At 49.2% G+C, this 26,245-nt stretch carries 22 protein-coding genes and 1 pseudogene; 12 read left to right on the forward strand and 11 right to left on the reverse strand.

Annotated elements, in window-relative coordinates:
* Positions 1-133: 133 nt before the first annotated feature.
* Positions 134-661: a J domain-containing protein gene (locus ACJJIV_RS01270; RefSeq protein ID WP_444885110.1), complete on the forward strand. Its 528-nt coding sequence runs from the start codon at positions 134-136 to the stop codon at positions 659-661.
* 24 nt (positions 662-685) lie between these two features.
* On the opposite strand, the gene ACJJIV_RS01275 is transcribed toward ACJJIV_RS01270, so the two are convergent.
* The 3 genes from ACJJIV_RS01275 to ACJJIV_RS01285 are packed head-to-tail and all read right to left on the reverse strand — an operon-like array spanning position 686 to position 2,527.
* The gene (locus ACJJIV_RS01275) at positions 686-1,483 is read right to left on the reverse strand and encodes a methyltransferase (RefSeq protein ID WP_444890445.1); all 798 of its coding nucleotides are present in this window, start codon (positions 1,481-1,483) and stop codon (positions 686-688) included.
* Positions 1,480-1,809 (reverse strand): nucleotide pyrophosphohydrolase, encoded by a 330-nt coding sequence (locus ACJJIV_RS01280; protein WP_444890446.1) that lies wholly within the window; start codon positions 1,807-1,809, stop codon positions 1,480-1,482. Before ACJJIV_RS01280 ends, ACJJIV_RS01275 begins: the two co-directional genes overlap by 4 nt.
* On the reverse strand, positions 1,799-2,527 hold the full coding sequence (locus tag ACJJIV_RS01285; protein ID WP_252085735.1) for a DUF599 domain-containing protein: 729 nt from the start codon (positions 2,525-2,527) through the stop codon (positions 1,799-1,801). The genes ACJJIV_RS01280 and ACJJIV_RS01285 overlap by 11 nt, the downstream gene beginning before the upstream one ends.
* A 175-nt stretch (positions 2,528-2,702) precedes the next feature.
* On the opposite strand from ACJJIV_RS01285, the gene ACJJIV_RS01290 reads away from it, so the two are divergent.
* The 4 genes from ACJJIV_RS01290 to ACJJIV_RS01305 all read left to right on the forward strand — a co-directional run bounded on the left by ACJJIV_RS01290 (position 2,703) and on the right by ACJJIV_RS01305 (position 9,034).
* Positions 2,703-5,612, forward strand: coding sequence for an insulinase family protein (locus tag ACJJIV_RS01290; protein WP_252085734.1), 2,910 nt, complete (start codon positions 2,703-2,705; stop codon positions 5,610-5,612).
* Between the two features lie 121 nt (positions 5,613-5,733).
* Positions 5,734-6,477 carry a carboxy-S-adenosyl-L-methionine synthase CmoA gene (gene cmoA / locus ACJJIV_RS01295; protein WP_444890447.1) on the forward strand — a complete coding sequence of 248 codons (744 nt, stop codon included), beginning with the start codon at positions 5,734-5,736 and terminating at the stop codon, positions 6,475-6,477.
* A 6-nt stretch (positions 6,478-6,483) separates the two neighbouring features.
* Positions 6,484-7,461 (forward strand): tRNA 5-methoxyuridine(34)/uridine 5-oxyacetic acid(34) synthase CmoB, encoded by a 978-nt coding sequence (cmoB, locus tag ACJJIV_RS01300; protein WP_444890448.1) that lies wholly within the window; start codon positions 6,484-6,486, stop codon positions 7,459-7,461.
* A 187-nt stretch (positions 7,462-7,648) separates the two neighbouring features.
* Positions 7,649-9,034: an L-serine ammonia-lyase gene (locus ACJJIV_RS01305; RefSeq protein ID WP_444886050.1), complete on the forward strand. Its 1,386-nt coding sequence runs from the start codon at positions 7,649-7,651 to the stop codon at positions 9,032-9,034.
* Between the two features lie 265 nt (positions 9,035-9,299).
* On the opposite strand, the gene ACJJIV_RS01310 is transcribed toward ACJJIV_RS01305, so the two are convergent.
* A complete protein-coding gene (locus ACJJIV_RS01310) occupies positions 9,300-9,767 on the reverse strand; it encodes a hypothetical protein (RefSeq protein WP_444890449.1) in 468 nt (155 codons plus the stop codon).
* Between the two features lie 128 nt (positions 9,768-9,895).
* Here ACJJIV_RS01310 and ACJJIV_RS01315 point away from each other — a divergent pair, with 128 nt between their 5' ends.
* Positions 9,896-11,080, forward strand: coding sequence for a serine hydrolase domain-containing protein (locus ACJJIV_RS01315; RefSeq protein WP_444890450.1), 1,185 nt, complete (start codon positions 9,896-9,898; stop codon positions 11,078-11,080).
* Positions 11,081-11,205: 125 nt separating this feature from the next.
* On the opposite strand, the gene ACJJIV_RS01320 is transcribed toward ACJJIV_RS01315, so the two are convergent.
* The 3 genes from ACJJIV_RS01320 to ACJJIV_RS01330 all read right to left on the reverse strand — a co-directional run bounded on the left by ACJJIV_RS01320 (position 11,206) and on the right by ACJJIV_RS01330 (position 17,799).
* The gene (locus ACJJIV_RS01320; RefSeq protein WP_444890451.1) at positions 11,206-13,164 is read right to left on the reverse strand and encodes a hypothetical protein; all 1,959 of its coding nucleotides are present in this window, start codon (positions 13,162-13,164) and stop codon (positions 11,206-11,208) included.
* A 393-nt stretch (positions 13,165-13,557) separates the two neighbouring features.
* On the reverse strand, positions 13,558-16,677 hold the full coding sequence (locus ACJJIV_RS01325; protein WP_444890452.1) for an efflux RND transporter permease subunit: 3,120 nt from the start codon (positions 16,675-16,677) through the stop codon (positions 13,558-13,560).
* 9 nt (positions 16,678-16,686) lie between these two features.
* Complete coding sequence (locus tag ACJJIV_RS01330) at positions 16,687-17,799, reverse strand: efflux RND transporter periplasmic adaptor subunit (protein WP_444890453.1); 1,113 nt, start codon at positions 17,797-17,799, stop codon at positions 16,687-16,689.
* 104 nt (positions 17,800-17,903) lie between these two features.
* Between ACJJIV_RS01330 and ACJJIV_RS01335 the strand changes: the two genes are divergently transcribed.
* Together ACJJIV_RS01335 and ACJJIV_RS01340 are read left to right on the forward strand one after the other, a co-directional pair.
* Positions 17,904-18,470, forward strand: a complete 567-nt coding sequence (locus tag ACJJIV_RS01335) for a TetR/AcrR family transcriptional regulator (RefSeq protein WP_444890454.1) — start codon at positions 17,904-17,906, stop codon at positions 18,468-18,470.
* Positions 18,471-18,489: 19 nt separating this feature from the next.
* Positions 18,490-19,389 carry an ABC transporter six-transmembrane domain-containing protein gene (locus ACJJIV_RS01340; protein WP_444890455.1) on the forward strand — a complete coding sequence of 300 codons (900 nt, stop codon included), beginning with the start codon at positions 18,490-18,492 and terminating at the stop codon, positions 19,387-19,389.
* Positions 19,390-19,531: 142 nt separating this feature from the next.
* Here the strand turns inward: ACJJIV_RS01340 and ACJJIV_RS01345 are convergent, their stop codons facing one another.
* The 3 genes from ACJJIV_RS01345 to ACJJIV_RS01355 form a co-directional block, all read right to left on the reverse strand.
* On the reverse strand, positions 19,532-19,912 hold the full coding sequence (locus tag ACJJIV_RS01345) for a DnaB-like helicase N-terminal domain-containing protein (protein WP_444890456.1): 381 nt from the start codon (positions 19,910-19,912) through the stop codon (positions 19,532-19,534).
* A 259-nt stretch (positions 19,913-20,171) separates the two neighbouring features.
* Entirely contained in the window at positions 20,172-20,654 is a 483-nt protein-coding gene (locus ACJJIV_RS01350) for a DUF3592 domain-containing protein (RefSeq protein ID WP_444890457.1), read from the reverse strand.
* Between the two features lie 51 nt (positions 20,655-20,705).
* A complete protein-coding gene (locus ACJJIV_RS01355; protein ID WP_444890458.1) occupies positions 20,706-21,017 on the reverse strand; it encodes a hypothetical protein in 312 nt (103 codons plus the stop codon).
* A gap of 93 nt (positions 21,018-21,110) precedes the next feature.
* On the opposite strand from ACJJIV_RS01355, the gene ACJJIV_RS01360 reads away from it, so the two are divergent.
* From ACJJIV_RS01360 to ACJJIV_RS01375, 4 genes and pseudogenes are all read left to right on the forward strand, one after another.
* A complete protein-coding gene (locus tag ACJJIV_RS01360; RefSeq protein WP_444890459.1) occupies positions 21,111-21,323 on the forward strand; it encodes a hypothetical protein in 213 nt (70 codons plus the stop codon).
* Between the two features lie 393 nt (positions 21,324-21,716).
* Positions 21,717-23,957 (forward strand): annotated as a pseudogene (locus ACJJIV_RS01365) (ribonucleoside triphosphate reductase).
* Between the two features lie 2 nt (positions 23,958-23,959).
* A complete protein-coding gene (locus tag ACJJIV_RS01370; protein ID WP_444890460.1) occupies positions 23,960-24,586 on the forward strand; it encodes an anaerobic ribonucleoside-triphosphate reductase activating protein in 627 nt (208 codons plus the stop codon).
* Between the two features lie 128 nt (positions 24,587-24,714).
* Positions 24,715-25,503: a CLCA_X family protein gene (locus ACJJIV_RS01375; RefSeq protein WP_444890461.1), complete on the forward strand. Its 789-nt coding sequence runs from the start codon at positions 24,715-24,717 to the stop codon at positions 25,501-25,503.
* On the opposite strand, the gene ACJJIV_RS01380 is transcribed toward ACJJIV_RS01375, so the two are convergent.
* Positions 25,430-26,203, reverse strand: coding sequence for an FMN-dependent NADH-azoreductase (locus ACJJIV_RS01380; protein ID WP_444890462.1), 774 nt, complete (start codon positions 26,201-26,203; stop codon positions 25,430-25,432). The two genes, ACJJIV_RS01375 and ACJJIV_RS01380, sit on opposite strands and share 74 nt — an antisense overlap.
* Positions 26,204-26,245: the final 42 nt, after the last annotated feature.

A 26,245-nucleotide genomic window follows, 5' to 3' on the forward strand; every position in this document is an offset into this window, starting at 1 on the left:
CCTCAAGCCCTCATTCCGCCCAGAGATTGGAAAGGCTTGAGGCGAGCCATGTTAACCTGACAATCCATGGGATCGAAAAGATATTTAAGCCCTGGGCACAAACTTGGCAAGTGCAGAACCTAAGGAGCCGCCATTGGCACGTTTAATTCTTCTAATACTGATCTTACTCGGCATCTGGTATGCCTGGCAGAAAATCAAGTCCAGCTCTAAAGGCGATAGGCGCAAGCAGATTTTCTTTATCACCCTACTGGGTGCAGCAGTCATCGTAGTGTTACTAGCCGTCAGCGGAAGGCTGCACTGGGTCGGTGCCATGGTTCTGCTGATCCTACCGGTGCTGGGTCGCCTGCTCAATCAACTCACTCGTTTAATGCCCTGGCTGGCCCCCTTGTTCGAGCGTTATGCGCGCAATCGACAAAATCAAAGCCAACAACAAGAACAGGAACCCCATCAGGAACAAAAAGCCGCCCAGGCCGACCAAGGGCCGCCTCTGAGTGAACACGAAGCGCGACGAATTCTAGGCGTTGGCGCCAATGCCGGACGCGATGAAATTATCGGCGCTCACCGCAAGCTTATTCAAAAACTACACCCGGATCGCGGCGGCAACGACTATCTAGCCTCACGAGTAAATGCCGCCAAAGAACTGCTGCTGAATACGCTCTGATCGCAACTCTTTATCAGGGCAAGGTTATTCTGGTACACGACACAAGAGGTGAACATAGCGCGCCAACTGGCGATAAGGATCGGTCTGAGAATACTCCATTTCTTTTTGTACGATTGCCGCAGCGGGTAACTTGTCACGAATAGCAGGCGTCATAAAATCGTGAAAGCAACGAATACCGCTGTGGCAGATCACCTCAAAACCGGCCTCCTGCAGCCAATCACTCACCCACTCCAATAGCAGTGGGTTTTGTGGTGTCAGGCTCCCGGGGTGCCCACCCCAATAGTCTTCATCGATATTGCGCTCCAGCTGGCGAAAACTGCCACGCTGCAACAAGCGAAATTCCAGCGCGCGCCGATTGTAAAAAGTGAGGGACAAATGGCCACCCGGCTTGAGCAAACGGTGTAGCTGCTGTAAGGCCAAGCGTGGCTCCTCCAGCCATTCAAGCACTGCATGGCAAATCACAAGGTCCGCGCCCTGCAACGCTTTCATCTGCGCCAACGCCTGTAGGGGCTTATGCAAAAGGGTTACCCGCTTTTGTAAATGTCTCGCCTCAACTTCAGCGGCAGCGTGCTCCAGCATTTGCGCCGAAATATCTGCCAAGTACACCTGATGCCCCGCAGCCGCCAGGTCCATGGCAAAGTGCCCCTGGCCACCACCTGCATCCACGATTTTTAAGGTGCGCGACTCCCGGCTGACGATCGCAGCTAAATCCCGATTCAACACCGCCAGACGGATATCCCCCTTGAGGCCGCCATAAATACGATCGCGAAATCGATGTGCCAGGTCGTCAAAGTTCCTGTCACTGAAACCTGCCTCACTCATGGAGCCCCACCATTTACAACTTCTCTCGCGCGGCGCTCGTTTTCCGCAATCTTATCGCGCAGCGCTAAATCCATATTCACCCCCAGCACCTCTGCCAACTTACACAGGTACATCTGGATATCCGCCAGCTCTGTAGCAACTTCTTTAGCATTCTCACTTTGCATCAGCGAATGAATATCCGTGTCTTCGCGCCATTGAAAATGCCGATTCAACTCAGCCACCTCTACCGAAAGTGCCACCCCCAGGTTCTTTGCCGTATGTAGTTGCTCCCAGCCCCGCAGCTTGGCTACCTTGTCAAAGGCCGCCACAATTTCACTATTTTCCACTGAACTTCTTCCTCTGCTGGCGCTCCAGGCCGCCCTCCCGTGCCGCCAAAATCGAGTTGAGCGCGCGGGACATAAACTCGCGCCGATACAAGACACAAACCACAAAAAGGTAACCGGCAATAAACAGCAGCGGATGGATAAACCAGCCCAGCACCGACATGGAAAAGTAATAGGAGCGCAGGCCGTAGTTATAACTGTGCCCGGCGTGGTCGATCACCTTAGCGGTGCTGATAGCAAAACGAAGGCGCTCATCCTCCGACAGTTCACCCGCTTCCGGCGGAGGTGCGGCTCCAATCAACACATTGGCAAACGAGTATTGGCGCAGGGACCAGGTGAAATTGAAAAAGGCGAAAATAAAAATCAGGATAAGCAGCATCACTTTCAGTTCGAACTGCTCAACCGTGGTGGGCTCGGCAAAAGGCAAGCTGGTGAGCACTTCGATGGCAGCTTTGTTCGCCGTCAAGGCCGTCACCAGGCCCGCCAAAATCAGAATACTAGTGGAGGCAAAAAAACCAATCACCCGCTCCAGGTTACTGAGGATTGCGGTATCTGCCATGCGCATATCCCGATCGAGCATGCGCAGCATCCACTCAACCCGGTACCACTGCAATGATGATGTGAGACACCAAGTCTCTTTGGCTTTCTTGCGTGCAAAGACGGTGTAACCGACCCATGTGATTAAAAAGCCAGTGACGCTGGCGATATCCAACCAGGACAACCTCTATCTCCCTGTTCGTCTACATTTATGCCGGGGCTTCGGTAGGTGAAGTCTTCGCCTTGCTGACATCCTTGTCAACACTGTCTTTCCGGTGTGTGCAAGCGGTAGAATAGCGCCCTTTCGCCGGCAGCAGAGGCCGGCCAGAAAATTTTCTATAACTCCAGGGAGCTGTCTTTTGAACAACTCACATCCTGCATTTGAACTGGTTACCAGCGCAGATATCGATTCCCTCGGCGTACGTGTCGAGGAATACCGCCACACCACCACCGGTGCCCAACACCTGCACATTGCCGCAGACAACGCGGAAAATGTTTTCCTGGTGGCACTGCGCACTGTGCCTCACGATTCCACCGGTGTGGCCCATATTCTTGAGCACACCGCACTGTGCGGCAGTGACAAATACCCGGTGCGCGACCCTTTCTTTATGATGATTCGGCGTTCACTCAACACCTTTATGAATGCCTTCACCAGCTCGGACTGGACCGCCTACCCCTTTGCCAGCCAGAATCGCAAGGATTTCAATAACCTTCTCGATGTCTACCTGGATGCGGTATTTTTCGCCACACTGGACCCGCTGGATTTTGCCCAGGAGGGGCACCGCCTGGAATTCGCCGAAACCGAAAACACCAGCAGTGAGCTGGTTTACAAAGGCGTGGTGTTCAATGAGATGAAGGGCGCCATGAGCTCGGTCAGCTCGCAGCTTTGGCACACCCTGAGTAAATATCTGTTCCCCACCACGACTTACCACTTCAACTCCGGTGGCGAGCCCACAGATATCCCCAAACTCAGTTATGAGGAATTGGTAGATTTCTACCGCAGTCACTACCACCCCAGCAACGCCATTTTTATGACCTTCGGCGATATTTCCGCCGCCGAACACCAGGCAGCTTTCGAAGAAAAAGCGCTGCACAAATTTGAGAAGCTGGACAAGACGATCGAAGTGGGCCGCGAAGACCGCTATCACGCCCCGCTCAAGGTGGAAGAGCACTACCCGCTTAGTGGTGAAGCACTGGAAGAAAAAACCCATATCGTTCTGAGCTGGCTACTCGGCGACGTTACCGATCTGGAAGAGGCACTCACTGCACATCTGCTCGCCGGCGTGCTGTTAGATAACAGCGCCTCCCCACTGATGAAATTGCTCGAGACCACTGACCTCGGCACCTCCCCCTCCCCCCTTATCGGGCTGGACGATTCCCAGCGGGAGCTGGTATTTGTCTGTGGCATTGAAGGCAGCGAGCGCGAGCGCGCCGACGAGCTGGAAAAACAAGTGCTCGCCGTATTAGAAGAAGTCGCCGAGAAAGGCATCCCCTACGAGCAAGTAGCTGCCAGTCTGCACCAACTGGAACTGCAACAGCGCGAAATCGGTGGTGACGGCTACCCTTACGGGCTGCAACTGATCCTCACCGCGCTTACCGGCGCCACTCACCGCGGTGATGCGGTTGGCCTACTGAATATCGACGCTACTCTGGAAAAATTGCGCGATCAGATCAAAGACCCGATGTTTATCGCCAATAAAGCGCGCGAACTCCTACTGGAAAACCAGCACCGCGTGCGCCTGGTGATGAGCCCAGACGATAAACTAGCCGGGCGTAAAGAGCAGGCGGAAAAGGCGCAGCTGGCACAGATCAAAGCGCGCCTTAGCGAGCAGGAAAAAGCCCAGATTGTCGAAACTGCCAAGGCCCTCACGGACCGCCAGAATCGCGAAGATGATGCCTCCATCCTGCCTAAAGTGGGGGTAGAAGATATTCCCGCAGAAATGCCGGATGTCGAGGGTGAAATCACTGAGATCGGCGAACAAAAACTCACCCGCTACAGTGCTGGCACCAATGGTCTGGTTTACCAACAAATGGTATGCGCCCTGCCCGAATTTAGCGAAGAAGAAAAGGCGCTACTGCCCTACTACTGCCAGGTATTGAGTGAGGTTGGCCTCGCCGATAAAGACTACCTGGAAGTCCAGCAGTGGCAGACCCGTGTCGCCGGTGCCCTGCACGGTTTCACCAGCAGCCGCACCGCCATCGACAACCTCGATCACTTGTCCGGCCACTTTATTCTCTCCGGCAAGGCACTCTCTCGAAACCAGGGTGAACTCACCGAGTTGATGCAGGCCACCATGGCGCAGGTGCGCTTCGATGAGCACGCCCGTATCAAAGAGTTATTGCAACAGACCCTGGCGCGCCGCGAACAGGGTGTTGTCGGCAACGGCCATGCTCTCGCCATGGCGGCGGCAAGTGCCGGTTATAATCGCGCAGCCTGGGAGAGCCACGCCAGCGGAGGACTGCTTGGCCTGCGCAACCTGAGAGCCATGGTCAAAGGGCTCGATGAGAAAGATGGCCTGCAGCAACTTTCTGCGCACTTCCAGGCAATCCACAACAAAATACTCGCCGCCCCGCGCCAGTTCTTGCTGATTGGCGAAGAGGAAAAACTCAGTGACTTCAGCCAGGCACTGGCACCACTTATCTCTTCATCCAGCACGGCTGCGGCCAATCCGGACGCGCCTTTCGAGCGCAGACGGGTACAGGAGCTCTGGGTGGCCAACAGCCAGGTGAATTTCTGCTCCAAAGCCTACGCCACCGTACCCATGTCGCACCCGGATGCCGCGCCGCTGTCCGTATTGAGCGGTTTCCTGCGCAATGGCTTCCTGCACCGCACGATTCGCGAACAGGGCGGCGCCTACGGTGGTGGTGCCGGGCACGACAGCAATATCGGGGTGTTCCGCTTTTACTCTTATCGCGATCCGCGTATGGGAGAAACCCTAGAGGACTTCGATGCCTCCCTGCAGTGGCTGGCCGAAGGCAAGCACAAAGAAGAGCAAGTGGAGGAGTCCATCCTCGGTGTGATTGGCGGCCTGGATAAACCCGGCTCACCCGCCGGTGAAGCCAAAAAGAATTTCCACTCAGGCCTCTATGGACGCAGCCACGAAGTACGCCAGCAGTTCCGCAAGCGGGTGACCGAAGTTACTTTGCAAGACCTGCAGCGCGTTGGCGCCACTTACCTGGAACCGTCCAAAGCCAGCACCGCGATTGTCACCGGCCCCCAGGGCAGTGAAGCGGCTGCGAAGCTCAACCTGCAAGAAGAAAAACTGTAAGTGAGGCAGGCCCCGGCAGTATTAGCTGCCGGGGCGCCGGTTTTACCCGTTTGCAGACAAATAGTACTCGGCAGTAATCATTTCTCCTGGATCCATGCCGTGATCCCTAAGCGAAGTTCCGATGAGCAAACAAGATAATATCTACGCAAACCCACTGGGCCAGGTGGCCGGCTTTGAATTTGATCGGCAGGTGGTGCAAGTCTTCCCGGACATGATCAAGCGCTCCGTGCCCGGCTACACCACCATTGTGGCCATGATCGGCACCCTCGCGGAACGCTATGCCCAAGCGGGCAGCCGTTGTTATGACCTGGGCAGCTCACTGTGTGCCGCCACCCTGGCCATGCGCCACCGTATTCCCGCAGCAGACTGCGAAATCATTGCCGTAGATAATTCCGAAGCGATGGTATCCCAGGCGCGCACTGTACTCGAAGCGGATAGCGGTGAAGTACCCGTGCAACTCATTTGCGACAACCTGCAAAACGTAGCGATTGAAAACGCCTCCGTTGTGGTACTGAATTTCACCCTGCAATTTATTCCGGTTGAGGAGCGCGAGGAAATCCTGCGCAAAATCCAGCAGGGGCTGCGCCCCGGCGGCATCCTGATTATTTCCGAGAAAGTGGACTTCGCCGATAAAGACCACAATGAACTGATGATTGAGTTACACCACTCTTTCAAGGCTGCCAATGGCTACAGCGCACTGGAAATTGCACAGAAACGTTCCGCTTTAGAAAATGTGCTGATTCCAGAGACCTTAGACACCCACCGCTCTCGCCTCAAGAGCGTCGGCTTCACTAGCGTCGATGTCTGGTTCCAATGTTTTAACTTTGCCTCCCTGATCGCCATCAAAGGCAGCCCCAATAAGTAACTACCCGTGATTGACTACACCCAACTCTACCAAGGCTTGCAACATATCCCAGAGCTGCGCAGCTGGCTGGCCCAGCTTCCTCAACAGGTAGCCGAAAACCTGAGCCCGCATCGCTGGGGCGACCTGCCCGACTGGCGCGCGGCTGTCGAAGCCCTACCGAATATCGCTCCCTCCAGCATCGAGCTCAGCAATAGCGTGCGTATCGGCAAGGCCAGCGACGCCTTGCCTCAGCAATTGCAGCGACTGGAACAGGAACTGAGAAAACTACACCCCTGGCGCAAAGGCCCCTGGGAAATATTCGGCCTGCCTGTCGATACCGAGTGGCGCTCCGATTGGAAGTGGGACCGGGTACTGCCGCACCTCGCGCCCATGGAAAACAGACTGGTACTGGATGTTGGCTGCGGCAACGGCTACCACTGCTGGCGCGCCTATGGCGCTGGGGCCCGGCGGGTGATCGGCATAGATCCCTCGGCAAAATTCGTCGCGCAGTTTTACGCCTTGAAAAAATATCTCGGCAACGAACAGCCGGTAGACCTGCTGCCACTCGGCATCGAAGCCCTGCCCGCAAATCTGCGCGCCTTCGATACCACCTTCTCCATGGGTGTGCTCTACCACCGCCGCTCTCCAATGGATCACTTGCGCGAGCTGCGTGAGACCCTGCGCCCTGGTGGCCAGCTGGTGCTGGAGACTTTAGTGATTGATGGCGGGCTCGGGGATTGCCTGGTGCCAGAGGGCCGCTACGCTAAAATGCGCAACGTATGGTTCTTTCCGAGCTGCGCAACCCTGGAAAGTTGGCTGCGCAAGTGCGGTTTTCGCAATCCTAGGACAGTAGACTTGAATATCACCAGCCTGGAGGAACAGCGACGCACCGACTGGATGCACTTTGAATCACTGGCCGACTTTCTCGATCCGCAATCAGCGGACAAAACAGTAGAAGGTCACCCCGCGCCCAAACGGGCTGTTTTGGTCGCGGAAGCGCCATAGCTTGTTTCACAGCCACAATCTGGAAACTCATAAATTCCGCAAAAGCCGTAACAAATAGAATTTTGTACGGAATAGCGACTGCCATCTTGATTGTTGCGCCTTGTAGGGCAAAGTGCGCCCCCAAATGGTGCAACTATATCCTTAAGGGAAGGCCGCGACTGCCTGCGGTCCAGCGCAGAGAATTTATATGAGTATTAGCGTATTTGAACTGTTTAAAATTGGCGTAGGCCCCTCTAGCTCCCATACGGTGGGCCCAATGGTCGCCGCCCGCCAATTTGTTCAGGACCTGCGCGACCGCGACCAACTCGCAAGAACCGACCGCATTCAAGTACACCTTTACGGTTCCCTGGCCCTGACCGGTATCGGCCACGGCACCGATATGGCGGTACTGATGGGACTGCTTGGCCAAACCCCCGATACCATCAATGTCGATAGTATCGATGAGAAGATGGCCGCCATTCACAGCGAACAAGCGCTAACACTTAATGGTGACCACAAAATAGAATTTGTTCGCGATCGCGACCTGCTCTTCCATATGGAAGAGTTCCTACCGCAACACTCCAACGGCATGACCTGCCAAGCCTATTGCGGCGAAGAACTACTATTCGAGCGCAGTTATTTTTCCATCGGCGGCGGCTTTGTTCTCTCAGAAGAAGACTTCGCTCACAAAGAAGAAATTGCCACGCTGCTGCCTTACGATTTCAGTAGTGCCGAACAGCTGATGAAGATCTGCGATCAGCACGACTGGACCATTGCCGAGTTGGCCATGGAAAACGAAAAAGCATTTCGCAGCGAGCAGGAAGTCAAAGACCGCCTGTGGAATATCTGGAAAGTGATGAAAGCCTCCATAGAGCGAGGCTGCCAACAAAAAGGGATTCTGCCCGGCGGCCTGAAAGTACGCCGCCGAGCCGCCGAGCTCTATCAGGAGTTGAGTAAACAAACAGCGGAAGAGCGCAATCGCGGCCTCGCCATCCTCGACTGGGTGAGTTTGTTCGCGCTTGCCGTCAATGAAGAAAATGCTGCTCGGGGACGTATCGTTACCGCCCCAACCAATGGGGCCGCCGGTGTTATTCCCGCAGTGATCGCCTATTACGTGGAATTTGTACACGACCCGAAAGTGCACGGAGAACTCAAAGAGCAGGTGGTGAAATTTATGCTCACTGCCGGCGCCATCGGCATGCTATTTAAGAAAAATGCCTCTATCTCCGCCGCCGAAGTGGGCTGCCAGGGTGAGATCGGCGTAGCCTGCTCAATGGCCTCCGCAGGCCTAGCCGCCGTGGAAGGGGGCAGTAATCAGCAAATCGAAAACGCTGCCGAGATTGGCATGGAGCACAACCTGGGCCTCACCTGCGATCCCATCGGCGGCCTGGTGCAAGTCCCCTGTATCGAACGCAACACCATGGGCGCGGTAAAAGCCATCAACGGCGCACGCCTGGCCCTACGCGGTGACGGCTCCCATATCGTACCGCTAGATAGCGTGATCGAAACCATGCGCCAGACCGGTATCGATATGCAGAGCAAATACAAAGAGACTTCTCTGGGCGGGTTGGCCGTTAACGCCGTTAACTGCTGATGGGTTTCTTTATGCCGGGGCTGGGTTTGGCCTCGGCAAGCTTGCCCTTTCAAAAATTCACACCCAAAACATGCTCATCTCTTGTCATTAAGGCAGGATCACTATCGAGAACTATTCAATTGGAACCTTAGAACCACGGTATTGTTGGAATCTCTCATGTCCCCTATCAATTGTTTACTCAGCACTCTCTTAGTAGCTTCATAAACCATGAACATTATTGAGCAAAGGTGTTATTACTCCATAATTCACCTTCCTCAAAGGCAAATTATTGTTTAATAGAATGCTTGCCATCTGAATGAAGTGGAACTTCAGTAAGTGCCCGTTTTATTTCCTCGAGCTTTTCGAAAAGGCTGAACCCCAGATGTTTATTGAGCCTATCCAATGAACGTTCTAACTCCTGAAATGTTTCAAGTATTTTCTCTACCTGCAGCTTTCCTTTATCTGTCAGAAAGAAAAGCCTCCTTCGCTTATCACTTGAGTCATCTTCATGCTTAATGAGTGAGAGCTTAAGTAACTTCGGAAGTTTCTGCTTAATCAGCTGAGGGGAGGAGTCTGTCTCACGAGCAATTTCATTCAATGACAATCCATCCAATCGATGCAAAGTCACGATGATTGAGCAAGATTTAACCGGAACTTGCACACTATTTCTCGTGAGAATTATCTCGCACTGCTTGGTGATAAGAGTAGAGATAGTCTCCGCAGTCTTGCCAATAAAGTAATTCTCAGGGCTCATAAAAGACAACTCTCATCCATCTTTCAAATTAATTTGGGGCTCATCAGCAGAGTATTGATGCTTGATTCTACCATAACCTTCAAATATATTTATAAACATGTTTATAAATATATTTATGGAGGGTGGCAATGCGGACAAAATGGATCATCTTCACTCTTTTCTTACAGCCTTGGGGAGCGCTAGCTCAAACAAACTGCTCTATTCAGTTACAAGGTCTTTCAAAGGATATTGAAGCTCTTAGAGTTGAGGCCGATATACCGGGAATAGCGATAGGAGCAGCGTTAGACGGAGAATTGGTGTATGAAGAAGGTTTTGGCTTTGCTGACAAGTTACACAAAACACCGGTTACTCCCTCCACTATTTTCCAGATAGCCTCTGTAACCAAGCCAATCACAGCTTTGGCGGTAATGGAGATTGCTGATAAGCACTTGCTCGAACTAGAAAGTTCTGTGGCCCTTGAACCAGGCTCTCTCCTAGCGAACCCCCATCACCCCTCAAAGGAAATCACCCTACTCCAATTGCTTACACATACATCCAGCATACAGGATGGTATTTATTATGAGGTGGATTTCAGAACACCCGGGCAAGATTCAGCAATGAAGCTTTCCGAGCTGCTGGAAGATGTCCTTCTAGAGAGTGGCAAATATTATTCAGCAGATAAGTCTTTCCTGAAATCCCCGCCTGGGGAGCAATGGAGCTACAGCAATATGGGCTACAACTTGTTGGGCAAATGGGCCGAACAACAATCTGGATTGAATTTAAAAGATTGGACTCAGAAAAACTTCTTTGAGCCACTGGGAATGGATCATACTTTCTGGACTATAGCAGATACGTCTGGGTTAGAAGTCGCAACGCCTTATCAAACCCTTTCTGATGGCCAGCTAGTCGCAGTTGCACAAAGTAGTACTCCCGGATATCCGGCAGGAATGTTGCGCTCAACAGTATCAGATTTGACAAAATTCTTTGGTGCGGTTGCTAATTCAGGTGTATTTATGAGGGAGACTATTTCCTCCCAAAAGGTGCTTCAAGAGATGTTTGCTGAGCGCTCCATGAGTGGCATTCCAGACCATTTGGAAAGTCAACTTGCTGCATGGAATAGCTATAACTACAAAAAGCGCTCCTATTTAAGCCATTGGGGTGGCAATATTGGGGTGTACACGGCTGCTTATGTTGCTCCTGAAACAGGGCTTGCACTTGTCATTCTCACCAACAGAAATGCAGAAAGGCCTCAAATTAATATGCTTAAAGAGCTATCTAAAAAAATCTATGATGTAGTTGAAAGATGTAATATTAAGACTGCAGTAGAAAGTTAAAATCATATTGAATAGATACGACTTGAGCCTTTAATTAATTTAAACTCACTAAAGCGGTGCAATTATAAGCATCAGAAATTGCGAGGGTAGGAAAGCCTACCCCCGTATAAAGATGTTTAGTTGGATTAGTTCACACTTTTAGAGTGGTAAACAATCGCTTGCCACACGTTTTGCTGACCGCCGATATAATTCTCAAAGGTAGGATTCTTGATATAGTTCCAGGCCACTTTGCCGTTACCTAGATACATCGGCTCATCCAATCCACCCCATCCATAATCAGTGAGTTTTACCGGCCCTTCAAGTACATTGAGGTCTGCGTCAATCTCCATCACATAGTAGGCTTTAGGTACCAACATACGCATAGCCTCGCCTTTCTTGTTGTAACTGCGATTGTAGGGAAGGTTATCGGAAATACACTGGAACTGTGCATAACCAAACAGGTAGCGGCCGTTCTTCAGGTCAACGAGCTGGGGGTCACTAATTTGGCAGTCGGAATCTTCCGCCAACCAATTGATCCCATTTCCCTCTATATCGCCTCGGCCATCAACTTTTGCAATGCCTACGCGAGTTAAGGATGATTTATCCAAGGCGCCGCCAGAATAGAGCCCTTGCCTAGCAATCAGCGGGTAATCGCCACCATAGTAGTTATCTTCAAGATATGCAAAGAAGCAATTTTTATAATCTTCAGCCGCACATTGATCATCAAAGGGGCCATCGCCACTAGTATCTATACCAAGTACATCCTGTAAGAACATATTCATATTCTCATCTTCAATGTACTTCGGCGAAACAACCACTGAGAGATTTGTGTTCGCATCCACTGGAACAACTGTGTGCCCTCCCCCATTGGAGATCATCGCACTTGTAGTAGGGACTACGTGATTATAAGTACCCTCAAAAGAGTCGCTATCTTCCATTTTAATAGCGATCGCTTTCAAACCAGGTGAGGGATGGTATTTATTTCCGTCACTGGTACAAAGCGCTCCAAACATTTCATTCCCAGGATTATAGAAAGCCCGGATATTAAGCACATGCCCATGTCCACAGGCCCAGTCCCACCCCCTATTATCACTTCCGGACATGTTCAAAGACCAATCATCTCGCTCAATAACAGTCAGTCCAGCTGAATAGTGAGAGCCGCTGACAAGTACTCGTGCAGTGACCGAGAATGCATAATTCGTGCGCCCTTTACTGTCATTTTCAACATACAGTAGCTCTTGAGCACCTAAGTGAGTGCCACCGTGCATTTTATTAACTACGTAAGCATCAGGTCTCTCAGATAAGGGCTTGTTATCCCACTCCATTAACCAAATCTGATCGTTGTACTTTTTCTCATTATCAGTACCAGCAACAGCATCGAGATTGTCCTCGATCTTCATCCAAGTGGTACCATACTCCTCTACAAGGTCTTTCTGAACATCGTAACGCTCACTTGCTTTGTATTCGGTGTTACATAAAACAGCGACTCTAGAGCAGTCTGCGCTTGCAGTAATACCATGAGTTTCATAGCACTGCTTAAGGATTGTGGTATTACCCGTTTGATCGAAGCTTGAGGTTTCAGGGTTATACTGCAGCTCGTAAACAGAACCGTATGTTGGATCAGAAGCTTTTAACCCTTCTGATAATGTAGTGGATACAAACATCCGCGGCTTATCAGTATCCGTAGCGCAAGTTGCCGTATAGCTACGAATTGGAATATCAATGTGTTCCTCATCCTGCTCACTATCTGTTCGGCCAATATAGTGTGCAAGCTGGTAAACTTCCTGGGCGTTTACCATTGCATCAGGCAGGGTGATATCTGTAGCAGTTATTGTGGCAAACCCCAGATCGGAAGTAGAAACATCTCCAACCGTTACCGTTGAGGGATCATTATCGGGAAGGGGCGTATCGCTCCCAGTATCGCCGGAACCACTATCACCGCCTTGGTTATCGCCACCCTGATCACCACCATTATTACTACCACCATCACCCACAGCTGGTGTCTCAGGTTCAGAGTCTGAAGAACCGCCCCCTCCGCCGCTACAAGCAGCCAAAGCTGCAGTTAATGCCAGCACCAATAGTTTCTTGCTAAATAATTTGTCCATAAACGCCTGAAGTATCTTGTTTTTTGATTTTGAAGTTAGGTGGAGATTAAGAGATTAGTTCCAGTGAAGTCGCGAAATGAAAATACGAAAGGAATTTTATTTTTTCGTGAATAATTTTCTGTGTCGCATTTAAAAAAATGAAGAAACTAAAGCCTGCCTATATCGGCACCTTTCTGACGATATTTGTCACCTATATACAAATTGCGTTAGAAGTGCTTTCTACTATCATAAAGCTCTACTAAAAATGGGTGATATTATTCAGCATGAGCACTCCCTAATTGCTTCTTGATGACAGCCGAGCGCCTGTTTCCGCAAAAGTACTGCAGGCTTTAGCAGCAAATAAATGAACGTCTAGCCGGCGCTCACTCCTAAACGTTCACTCATCAGCTTAAGTCACCTAAGCGAGACTTGCTCAAGATAAGAAGTGCTATCGCTTTTCAAAGTCTTATTGCACTGCGAAAAAGAAAGCAACAAAGGGATCAGAATTAGAGTAATCGGTGTGGCAAATAGCTCCCCGAACACTAAGGATATAGCCGCTGGTTTTAAATATTGGGCTTGCTCGCTGGTTTCGGCTAATAAGGGTAGCAACCCACAGATAGTAGTCACCGTAGTTAAGAAAATTGCCCTTACGCGACTTTTCCCAGCTTGAAGTAGCGCTGTTTTTACTGGCACACCCTGCGCGTAGAGCTGATTAAATCGGCTCATCAATACTAGGGAGTCGTTAATCACTACCCCAGTCATTGCCATCATTCCAAATAAGGATAATAAGCTTACTGGGAAGCCCAGTAGGCCGTGTCCAATAATTGCCCCCGCAAAACCCATTGGAATCACCGACATAATAATCACTGGTTGCCAATAGGATTTTAATGGTATCACCAACAAAACATAGATAAGTAAAAGCGTCAGCAACATGGACTTTTTAAATCCAGCCTGTACTTCTACTATTTCGGCAAATTCACCAACGGCTTTAATTTGGACGCCCGGGTAAAGGCGCTCCAGTTCTGGCACCAGCTCTTCCTTTAGCAGCTCCCAGTTTTTTTCCGGTGAACTGACAGAACGATTCTGACGCCAGTAGATGCTGACCACTTCATCGCGATCTCGCCGATAAATTACCTCCGGTTCCCGCTCATACTTCAGCTGGGCGATTTCACCTAAGCTTACGTAGCTGTTGTTACCCAGGTTAATTGGAGTGGCTTTTAACTGCTCGATTGTTTTAGTCTGAATTTGAGGTAAGCGAGCCAATACCAATGTCTCTTCCCCTTTATCCAACAGCCGATGTATCTCAATCTGGCCGAATGCACCGCCAATCACAGCAGCCAGATGACTTTGGTCAATTCCCAGACTGGCTCCCCGCTCATTGACCGTAATTTTCAGCTGTCTTTTGGCTAGTTGGCTATCATCGTAGACATCGTTCACACCGGGTAACTCTGCCAATAAAGCCTTGAGGCGGTCAGCCACTTGTTTCGCCTGATCTCGGTTGCTGGCAGAAACCGCAATGGCAGTATCGCCCGCCGGTTCTTCCGTAAGGCTAAACTTCACTGCATAGCTCCCCTCCAAAATACCTGTTTGCAGCCGTAGCTCCTGTAAAAAACGGTTGCTCTCTACTCTGGCCAGGGCGTCATGTGTTAATTCCGCTGTCAACTCTATGGTCTTGGCGCCTTCCTTTGACACGATATACTTGCTAACAGGTGACTCCGGAAGTCCATACTCCTGCTGCAATCTATTTGCGGTGCGCTTGATGGCCTGTTCAAGTTGGTCGGTATTACGTTCCGCTAAAGTATTTGCAGCTCCATGCTGCATAGTGACTTTAACCGTGGCATAGCGTCCTGGAATTTCGGGAAAGAATACTGAGGCGATATGCCCCTTGAACATAGCGCCATAGGCCAGCAGCAAAAAGGTGGCAAATAGACTGATGCTTGTTTTCCGGTTTGCCAGGCTCATTGACAAAAGCGGAATATATATCTTATCTGAAAATTGATTTAATAAACGGTTACATTTCTCTCTGGCGATTTCAATCCATCGATTTATTGCATATTTGGTGTGAGTACGTGTATTTGGGTAGCTTAAATGCGCGGGCAATATAAATTTGCTTTCAATTAGCGAAAATATCAATGCAAATATCACTACAGCAGAGAATCCTGATAAGACTTTTGCCAACTCATTTTCAATCCATAGCATCGGTGAGAAGGCCGCGATTGTAGTCAATACGCCAAAAACTGTGGGCACGGCTACGGCTTCAACCCCTTTCCAGGCAGCCTCTTTCGTGTCAGTTGTATTTTGTCTCGCCTGATGAATACTTTCACCGACCACAACGGCATCATCTACCAATATTCCCAGCACCAAAATCATACCGAATAAAGTAATATCGTTGATGCTGTAATCCAGGGAAGGAAAACCCATCAATGTAATCGCACCAGCCAGGGATATGGGAATACCTAAGGCAACCCAAAAGGCCAGCCGCGTATCTAAAAAAAGCACCAATAGCAATAAGACGATTAATAATCCCTGCAAGGCGTTGGTACTTAGCAAGTCTAATTGCTCGGAAATATAGGGGGACATATCCGCCATTACATCCAAATGCATGTTCTTGGGTAGTGTCGATTCTAATGATTCTAATACTGATTTTGTGGCTTCATGGATATGAAACAGATTATCTTTTTGGCTGGTGGATACCATCAGTGCGACTGCAGGTTGCCCTTGAAATCGAACAATACTGTCGGTTTGCTCATAATCTCGCTTAACCGTAGCGATATCACTGAGCCTTACTCTTGCCGTCGGTGAAATGATAATGGGGATATTCCTCAGTTCCGCCAAGTTGTCAGCCAGGGAACTACCCTGCAGCACAATATTTCCATTAGCCGTTCTTAATTCACCACTGCGATATTCCACTGACCACTGGCGAATACGTTCCGTTAGCTTTTCAAGAGATAAACCGTAGCGTTGAAGTTTCCTGAGGTCTGGCTCTATAGCCAATAGTTGCTTTCTTTTCCCCAGGTTTGTCACTTTGGAAATAGCAGGATGTTTCTTAAGCGCTCGCTCTACTCGTGAGGATACCTGCTGAAGCGAATCATTATTGTCACCGCCGTAGACCATGACAAACGCCGCAAGATTCGTATATTCACTGCGATAAATACGCGGCCGCTCCGCCAATACGGGAAAGCCTTCGATACTTTCAACTTGATTGCGAATATCTTCAATCAAACGGTCCAGCTTCACATTAGTATTTTTTTTCACTACCACTGAAGCGTAACCTTTGCTTGATTGGCTGGTTATGCGCTTTATTCCCGCAACACCACTAATAGCTTCCTCAATACGCTGTGTAATACTCTCATCGACTTGGCGGGCAGTACCGCCGGGGTAGACAACGGAGATTTCGACTTCCGTAGGAGGAATTTGTGGAAAGCTTTCCACCCGCAGATTCTGAAAGGTCAGCAAGCCTGCAACCAGAATGAACGCCATGAGAAGGTTAGCGGCAACTGGGTTATCCAGGAACCAGCGTGAAAGTGTTTTCATAACCAGGCCTTAGTGGATAGTCACTCCAACCGCTTGACCTTCTAAAAAGTTGGTCAAAGGAAAGCGAACAAGCTGACGATTCTGGTGGGGCCGATTCTTGTAACGAAATAGAACCGAATCCGGCCGCATATCCAGTAGCTCTATCTCTTCCAAAAGTAGGGATTGTTCAGAAACGCTCCATACTTTCCCATCTTCTGTAAGAACCGATGCTGGTGCACTGACAACATAGCCCTGTGTGTTGCCTGCAAACACTACATCAACCTGCTGATCAGCAAGCAAGGGGGTCTCGCGCTGAAAGGGGTTAGCCACTTGCAACATAAGGCTGCGCTGACGGGTGTCCGCATCCATAATTGGGCTTAGGTAACGGACCGAGGCCTGCCACTGTTGTCCATCAGGCGACTCTATTGTGATTTTGTAGGGGCCTTGCTGAAGTCCGTTTAAGCGCTGCCAAGTCTGCTCGGAAAGCTCAACTTTGACATCCAGGTAGTCACTGGCTGCTACTCGAAAGAGTAAGTCCCCCTCATTTATCCATTGGCCAGGATGGATTAAATCGGCAATAACCACCGAGTCAAAAGGTGCTTTAATTTGTGTATCAGCCAGCCTCTGTTGGGAGGATGCGAGAGCTCCCCTCGCCGCTTCTCGATTTGCCTCTGCGGCTTTGACATGCGGCTCTAGTCGGCCAAATGATGACTTCGCTTTATCCCCGCGTTTTGCCACGTATTGACGCATGAGTATTTCGGCCAAGTTGAGTTCAGCCTCTGACACTCTGGCTTGAGCAGCACGGATTTCAGCCTGGTAAAAAGTATCCTGTAGCGACGCCAGTATTTCTCCCTTCCTAATGAGACTGCCCGGCATTGCGTGGTTAGCAATATGGGTGACACGCCCCCTCACTGATGCGATAACCTCAGTCGCCCAGCGGGATTGTGTTATGCCTGTTGTTTTGACTTCAAGCTGAGCATCCGTCGGTACTGCCTCCACGACAGTAACAGTAAGGCCAGACGCTTTGGGCTTCTCCACCATGGCTGCAGGCTGCTGCTCAGCCATAAGCCACAGCCCCACCAAGACCAGCAAGCTGGTGGCAACAATACCTGCAGCCCGCCGCTTTAACCAGATTCCCGCCATTTTCATCATGCCTAGGCAACTTACATTTTATGGAACACACTTGCACCATAACCAATAGCAGATTATGATACAAGCGTGTTCCATAAAATTCAGGTAATAACTCCATGGCTGATCACCTAGATGCACGTATTCAGAAGTCACAAACTGCGATCATGAAAGCGGGTATGGAGCTCCTGAGCAAAAATAGGGAGGCATCCTTTAGCGATATTGCCCGGGCGGCCGGAGTTGGGCGCACTACCCTTTACCGCCTTTATGACACGAGAGAAAAGCTGATTAAGGCGGTTGCGATTCACTGCCTGGAGGCATTTGATAAAGCCACCGAACACTTGGAAAGCGAGGCGGAATCAGCTCTGCAAGCCGTCCACCTGATGTTCAAGGCGATTTTTCCGCTGTCGGCCGAAATGGAGTTTTTAATGAAGTTGGGAGACTTTGATGAAGATGATCCAGAGCTCACCGCTATCTATGAGAAACAAGAGAGTGAAATCGCGACATTGGTGGAGTACGCAAAATCTGAAGGCAGCCTGTCCAAGAAACTTCCTACTTCCTGGGTGGTAAACCTGGTAGAGGGCCTGCTTTATACATCCTGGCTAACAAAAAATACAGAATCCATAGATCACGATACGCTGGCCGATTTAGCGTTTCACACATTTTGCAATGGCGTTGCTCGTTAACCATTGAGAGCGTTGTTAAATGACTCAGCCAGTTACCACTGTTTCAAAATCAACAAATGATGATTATACGAAAGGCAAGCACAAACATTCTTTACTTTCGATTTTTACCCGATTTAAGTGGCGAGTATCTCTGACCCTATCGCTGGTCGTTATTGAAACACTCCTCGAACTACTTTTTCCACTTGCCATCGGCTGGGCTATCAATAGTCTATTAGAACAGTCCTATGATGGCATTTATTTATTGGCAATCTTGGGCACTATCTCTGTCCTTATGGGAAGTGCTCGAAGATTTTACGATACACGAATCTATGCACATATTTACCAGGTAGTTACATCGGAAATGGTAGCCCGTGAAAAAGCAAAGAAACAGTCTGTATCGACTATTACTGCGCGCTCCAGTTTATTAACTGAAATTGTCGAATTTTTTGAAAACAGCCTCCCGGAAATTATTACCGCTACTATTGGCATGGTGGGGTTACTCATTATCATCAGCGCTATCAATCTCAACATCTTTCTGGCTTGCCTGGCAATTCTCGCTTTGATTATCCTGATCTATTGCGTAATCGGAAATACCAATTACCGGCTGAATGAATCTTATAATAATGAGCTGGAATATCAGGTTGATGCGCTTAAACAACCAAATGTTGAGCATGCAAAAGCCCACTTCCGGCGCCTTATGCGGTGGAATATTGAATTGAGCGACCTAGAAACTTGTACTTACTTTATATTGTGGACTGGGATAGTCGCTTTGTTTATTTACGCTCCCATAGCTGCAATCGATGGGGGCCTGGTTAACTATGGATTGATAGTTGCCTTGTTAATGTACGTCTTCGACTTTATTGGGAAGGTATCTGCATTGCCACTCTATATTCAGCAGGTTATTCGTTTGAAGGAGATTTCTAATCGGATTGGATCATAAGGAAAGAGTGTTTTTATTGTCAAAGACACTTCCCCTTGTTCATACAGTTGGGGATTTCACCAAATACTGGCTCTATCTCAAAAGCACCTCTTCCCACCAGCTGGGGGATATTGACTATTGATATCATCTTCCCATTACCTCTCTAATGATTTATCTCACCAGCAGCTGATAATATCTGACGCAAGGTTGACCGCTCGCGCACAGTTTTGGCATAGGCAACGATATTGGTTGCTAATGGAGCATTCACAGTCAACTCTTCTAGGTAGGCGGGACCACCCACTTGGCTGAGCAAGTCGCGGCTGTCTAGCCGCTCGGCGAGGGTATCGATATTCAGGATTTGTCCGTCATCACCCAGCTCGCGTATTGCCGCGAAGATCTTACGGTGGCTGACGTTATAAAAGTCCTCTTCACCCAGTTGCTCAGCAATCGTATCGATACAGCCAGGGTCTAACAACAGGCCACCCAGCACAGACTTTTCTGCGTATAACGAATGCGGTTGAGGGCTGGTGTTTTCTTCGATCATTTTTTTAAATCCTTTTATGTCCGTTTAAAACTGAAGCTAAAAACAAAAGTACCTATACAACCATATTCCTATACCTCCTTGTGTTTGGAGTTACTTCTATACTAAACTTCTTCTTACCGTATTGGTGAATATCCTGATAATGTAGCAACAACTCACCAAGTGTCACGTTCATGCGGCCTGTCATATTCTTTTCGCAACATAAATCTATTAATCTCTAAGCGACTGTAAAACTCAAAAATTACAAATGATTTTATCTGAATTAAATCGCAGACCAATCCTTTATATCATTGAAAGTTACATAGGACTCTTTAACGTTATCAGGATTATAATAAACTTTGACTTTTTTAGAGCCGCCAACTATAGCAAGCGCCCGATCAGCACGACCTTCATCTTTATTGTTAATCATGCTAAACACAGACCTTTCACATATATATTTTTCTCCATCAATATAGAATATAACCTTGTGCTCAAGGTTATAATAGCAATGGTTAAAAAAGCCTCCATCGTGATTAGATAGAACGGTTTTATTTATTTTTCTTAGCGATAAAAGCTGCCCTTTTGTCGAAATATATCTCTCTTCAATACCGTTAAAAAACTCTTGAACTGGCATTATACCGATTTTATTTGCAATATTTTTCAACTTCCCATCCATGGTATTATTCATTACAGAATAAACCATCCAGAAAATAAAATAAGCAAAAAAAACAGCTGGAATAGCGATCAAATAAAATGTATAGCTCATTACCAATAGGTTTCCACAGTGATTACCTTGGCCCTCATATTCCTATGCCCTTTAATTTGATTGAGCTTCAGTAGATCTAATCAATCCAGTTACCTTTAATTTGCTACTACCTGGGCTTATCTCTTCGACATATCCAACTGCTCGGTCAACGCTTCGGGAAATCTTGGCTCCAAACCCGATAAGCATAAGAAGATAGCCCAGTCTACTTGAATCGGAAGCATCTATTATCCATAGATGAAAACAACGTGATTTGGAGGCCTTCTTCGGTTTAACTTCCTCTAACTCGAATTCTATTACTCGACCAGATGCGACTAACGTTTTTAGTACATTTTCTTGTAGGCCATACTGAATAAACTCTGGCATCTTCCCTGTTCTCCTGGGTACCAAGCCCTTGCTTCCAGTTAATAGTAAATATATTATTTACCGCATCAATGGTCAATATATTATTTACCCGCTTTGAAAAAAATTCTTACTCCTGACGAAATAATTGATCAAATCAAAAATCGTTTAGGTCTCACTACTGATGTGGAGCTGGCCAACCTTATTGGCGTACAAAAACAAAATATCAACCAATTTCGTCAGGGGAAAGGTGGAAACCTGCCTTGCCGTCTTTTCACCGCCGTACTTGATGAAAGTCAGGCAGCTTCAATCCTAAACAAGAAGTCTTAAATGCTTCCTTGATACGTTTTTCCCAGGGATCTATGCAAATAAGGGTCATATCTGCCGTGGAGTGTCCCAAAATGTCTTGAATCACAAGCTTTGGTTATTAAGCTCACCCCGGTTTTTGGTGCTGTAAAGGTTCCAGCCATTGTCGGGTTTGCAGAAGTGGCAATTCTAGATAGTAAGCGAAACGCGCTAGTTACACCTCCGCTCGTGGTCTTCACATCTTTCCCCCATTTCCATATTGCCACTGTCTTAATATTTTTCAGCTAGGCACCCCAGCCAATTAATACAATATAATGTGCAAAAAGCTATCAGCAGGCACTATATATAGTGATCCAGATCAAGTGCTTCTACCTTGCTCTTTTATAAGCTTCCCGCACAATCTGTGAAGGAAAGCCCATGACCAGCACCTCTACCCCAGAAATTGACAGTGACGCATCTCCTACTCAAAACCTAAATAGTTTTCTGGTGCGAAAGCGGGATGGGCGCGCTGTGGCCTTTGACCCACAACGAATTACCTCGGCGTTGATACGCGCAGGACAAGTAACTGGTGAATTTGGTGAGGATGAAGTTGATTGGCTAACCCAGGGCATCTTGAAGGTGATTAATCATCGCTTTGATGCAGCGACACCAGTCGATATTGAGGAAATCCAAAATATCGCCGAGCAAATATTAATCAATTGCGATTACATAGATACAGCACGGGCCTACATCGCCTATCGGGAGCGACATGCTCGTATACGTAATGATCGCCAAACACTGGTAGATGTTGGGGCTTCCATCGAAGAATATCTGGAGCAGGCGGACTGGCGTGTCGCTGCTAATGCCAACCAGGGCTACTCTCTCGGCGGCCTGATTTTAAATAGTGCCGGTAAAATGATTGCCAATTACTGGCTAAATCATGTCTATTCCCCGGAGATTGGTGCAGCCCACCGGGATGGCGATTTACACATCCATGACCTGGATATGTTAGCCGGCTATTGCGCAGGCTGGTCACTGCGTACCTTACTGCACGAGGGGTTGAATGGGGTTCCCGGCAAAGTGGAGTCTGCACCGCCCGCCCACTTGACCAGTGCAGTTGGGCAGATCGTTAACTTTCTTGGCACATTGCAAAACGAATGGGCTGGAGCCCAGGCATTTAGCTCCTTCGATACTTATCTCGCACCCTTTGTACGCAAGGATCAGCTGGATTACGCCAGTGTGCGCCAGTGCATGCAAGAGCTGATTTTTAACCTGAACGTGCCATCCCGCTGGGGCACCCAGACTCCCTTTACCAACCTCACTTTCGATTGGGTTTGCCCTCAAGACTTGCAAGACCAGGTGCCGGTGATTGCCGGCAAAGAAATGCCATTCACTTATGGTGACCTGCAGATGGAAATGGACCTGATTAACCGCGCCTATATTGAGGTGATGAGTAAAGGGGACGCGCGCGGCAGAGTCTTCACTTTCCCAATTCCAACTTACAATATCAGTGAGGACTTTCCCTGGGATAGCGAAAATGCCGAGCGGCTATTTGCCATGACTGCCCGCTATGGACTGCCCTACTTCCAAAACTTTATTAACTCAGACCTCAGTCCAAACATGGTGCGCTCCATGTGCTGTCGCCTACAGCTGGACCTGCGAGAGCTGCTTAAACGTGGCAATGGACTATTTGGCTCCGCGGAACAGACCGGCTCTCTCGGTGTAGTAACGATCAACTGTGCACGTCTGGGCTATTTGTATAAGGGGGACTGGGACCTCCTGCTCGCCCAGTTAGATAAACTACTGCTACTTGCACGGGACTCTCTGGAAGTGAAACGTAAAGTGATTCAGCGGCATATGGATGCCGGCCTGTTTCCCTACACGCGTCGTTATCTTGGCACTCTGCGTAACCACTTCTCCACCATTGGCGTTAACGGCATTAATGAAATGCTGCGAAACTTTAGTGAAGACCGTGAAAGTATCGTCACAGAGCCCGGTAAAAAACTTGCCGAGCAATTGCTCGATCATATTCGTTTGCGAATGACACAGTTCCAGGAACAAACCGGCCACCTCTATAATCTCGAAGCCACACCGGCTGAGGGGACTACTTACCGTTTTGCCCGCGAAGACCAAAAGCGCTATGAGGACATTATTCAGGCTGGCAGCACGGAAGCACCTTACTATACCAACTCAACCCAGCTGCCAGTCGGCTTTACCGATGATCCTTTCGAAGCGTTGGCCCGGCAGGAATCCCTACAATCCCGTTATACGGGTGGCACTGTGCTGCACCTATACCTGGGCGAACAACTGCCAGATGCCGATAGCTGCCGCCGCTTATTACAGCGCGCCCTGAAAAATTATCGGCTGCCCTATATCACAGTAACTCCCAGCTTTTCTATATGCCCAGTACACGGTTACCTGAGCGGCGAACACGAATTCTGTCCCCGCTGCGATGAGGCTCTGCTCGCTCGTGAGCAATCTTGCTGCAGCGATTAAAACCAACCACCAAGGAGAGACATCATGAATAAACCAACCTCACCACTCAAAAATGAAGAGCGCACCCGCTGTGAAGTCTGGAGCCGGGTGATGGGCTATCACCGCCCAGTTTCCTTCTGGAATCCAGGCAAACAATCGGAACACAAGGAGCGCCGCTTTTTTGTTGCTGGTAGTGACAAATAACCATGGCTGAAAAGCTGCGCATTGGCGGTTTTACACCATTTACCGCTATCGACTTCCCTGGTGAATTGGCCGCGGTGGTCTTTTGCCAGGGGTGCCCCTGGCGTTGCCGCTACTGCCATAATGGTGATCTGTTGCCGGCCCGCGCGCCCAGTGCCTACGACTGGGACCAGATATTGGGGTTCCTCGCCAGCCGGCAAGGACTGCTGGATGCGGTGGTATTTTCTGGCGGAGAGCCAACTGCCCAGGGGGCACTGGAAGCAGCCATTGCCCAAGCCCGAAGCCTGGGGTTTAAGATAGGTTTACATACTGCCGGGATCTACCCTCGGAAACTGAGTCGCTTGATCCCCAGTTTGGACTGGATTGGGCTAGATATAAAGGCGTTGCCGGAAAATTACCCTGCCATTACCGGGGTAGATGGTAGCGGTACAGCACCCTGGCAATGTGTAGAGCTACTAGTCGAGGCGGGAACAGCAATGCAAGTACGCCTTACCAGGCATCCTCGCCTCACCAGCGATGAGGAGCTAGCTCAAATTCAGGAGAAGCTTCGCAAATGCGGTGTTCATCATTTAGAGGTGCAGCGCTGCAATACCGAGCAAGCGCTTGACCAAACTCTGAAGTTTATTTCATAGGGCTAACAAGTTTGGCGGGCGCTTGCTGAATTGGCCTGACCTGACAAGCATCACTCGCTGCCTTGTTGATGGAACAGAGGCTGTATTAATATCCAAACTTCCCCAATAGACCCCTGCCCTAATCCACTATGGTGTTGTCCCGACAGTTCTATCGCCAAGGCCCCAGCCGGCGGGATAATTCACTGGTCTCTTTTGCCGATGTCAGAAGGCGCTTTGGCTTCAGATCTATAGCAGTTGGGCGCTGGGTAACCGATAAAGAGCGAGATCGAGCTGCGGGCCTATTTTACGATGCCCTTGTTGATTTAATGGCCATCCTCAAGGGGCCAGAAGCACTTATATCCCTAAGAGGCAGCTTGTCTTTTCAATATGGAATCGGCGGTCGGCCAGGCATGTCGGCTTTTTATGACCCTTCTGCAGGTAGCTTTTCACTAGCTAAAAACGCCGGACCCGGATCTATCGCCCACGAATGGTTCCACGCGCTGGATCACTACCTTGCCCAGAAGGCATTCAGTGATACTTCTCAAAGTATGTATGCCTCAGACGCCTGGCTCCGCGGTGCGACTCCCGAACCCCACCCGCTAAATGATCTTCTTTTCGCATGCTTTAAAACCATTATGTTAGACGAGGAAGGCAGCAATCCCAGCGATCTGGTTACTGCATCCGTAAAGGCTGATAAGACGAACGGTTCCATCTATTACAGTGAGCCAGTTGAACTTTGTGCCCGTGCCTTCGAGGCCTTTATCCAGGATTCCAGTATCAGCAACAACTTTCTGGTGGCGGGCTCAAAGGCCAGTAAAGAGGCCAAGCTTGGCCTCTACCCGATAGGACACCAGCGCCAGCAGATCAATCTTGCATTTGAGCAATACTTTGCTTTCTTAGGGCGAGCGCTTTGGGCTGAGTTGAATGAGAGTGAGTAAGTTGGCTTTTGAGTTTAGTCGCAAGCTCTTCGGCCAATGACTGACTTTGCAATAAAGCCTGGTTTACCGAATTTCGATGCCGTTCATCCGCAAACTCCTGGAATTCCGCATTGATTTCATGGACTTGATCGACCCCCAGGTAATGGCTCAGTGTCCTGATATGAGGACCCAAGTGATTCATGTTCTCGCGTATTCCCCCCTCTGCAAAGCCAAACTCTCCGGCAGAAGTAATTAGCACCAGAACCTTCCCCGACATAATGGGCTCAAGCGGATAGTCTCCACGGGCCAAGTCAAAGGTGAAGGTCTTGTTGATGCGTATCACCTGGTCGAACCAAGCTTTTAAAGCCGCCGGCATACCGTAGTTATACATTGGGGAGGACATTACTATGACATCCGCCTGGTCGAGTTCATTGATCAAAGTATCCGATAATGTAACCAACGATTTTTGCTCTTCACTACGCTGGTCTTCCGGAGTGAATACAGAGGCAATCCAATCCTGGGTAATAAAGCCTGGCGGAGTTAGGCCAACATCCCTATAGATGAGCTTATCTTTAGGTCTTAGTTCAAGCCAACGCTTCACAAAAGTCGCGGCAACGGCCTTGGAGATAGAGGAGTGTTTTGGTATGTCCCTATACTCCTCCGGTACCTGAATAGCCCCAAAAATCTGGGCGCTGGCTTCAATATGAAGAAGGGTTTTCATCTACTAGACCTCGAATAGCTAATCATCTGGTCCATTGATAGT

The sequence above is a fragment of the Microbulbifer mixtoriginis (SeqCode) genome, from assembly GCF_052466765.1.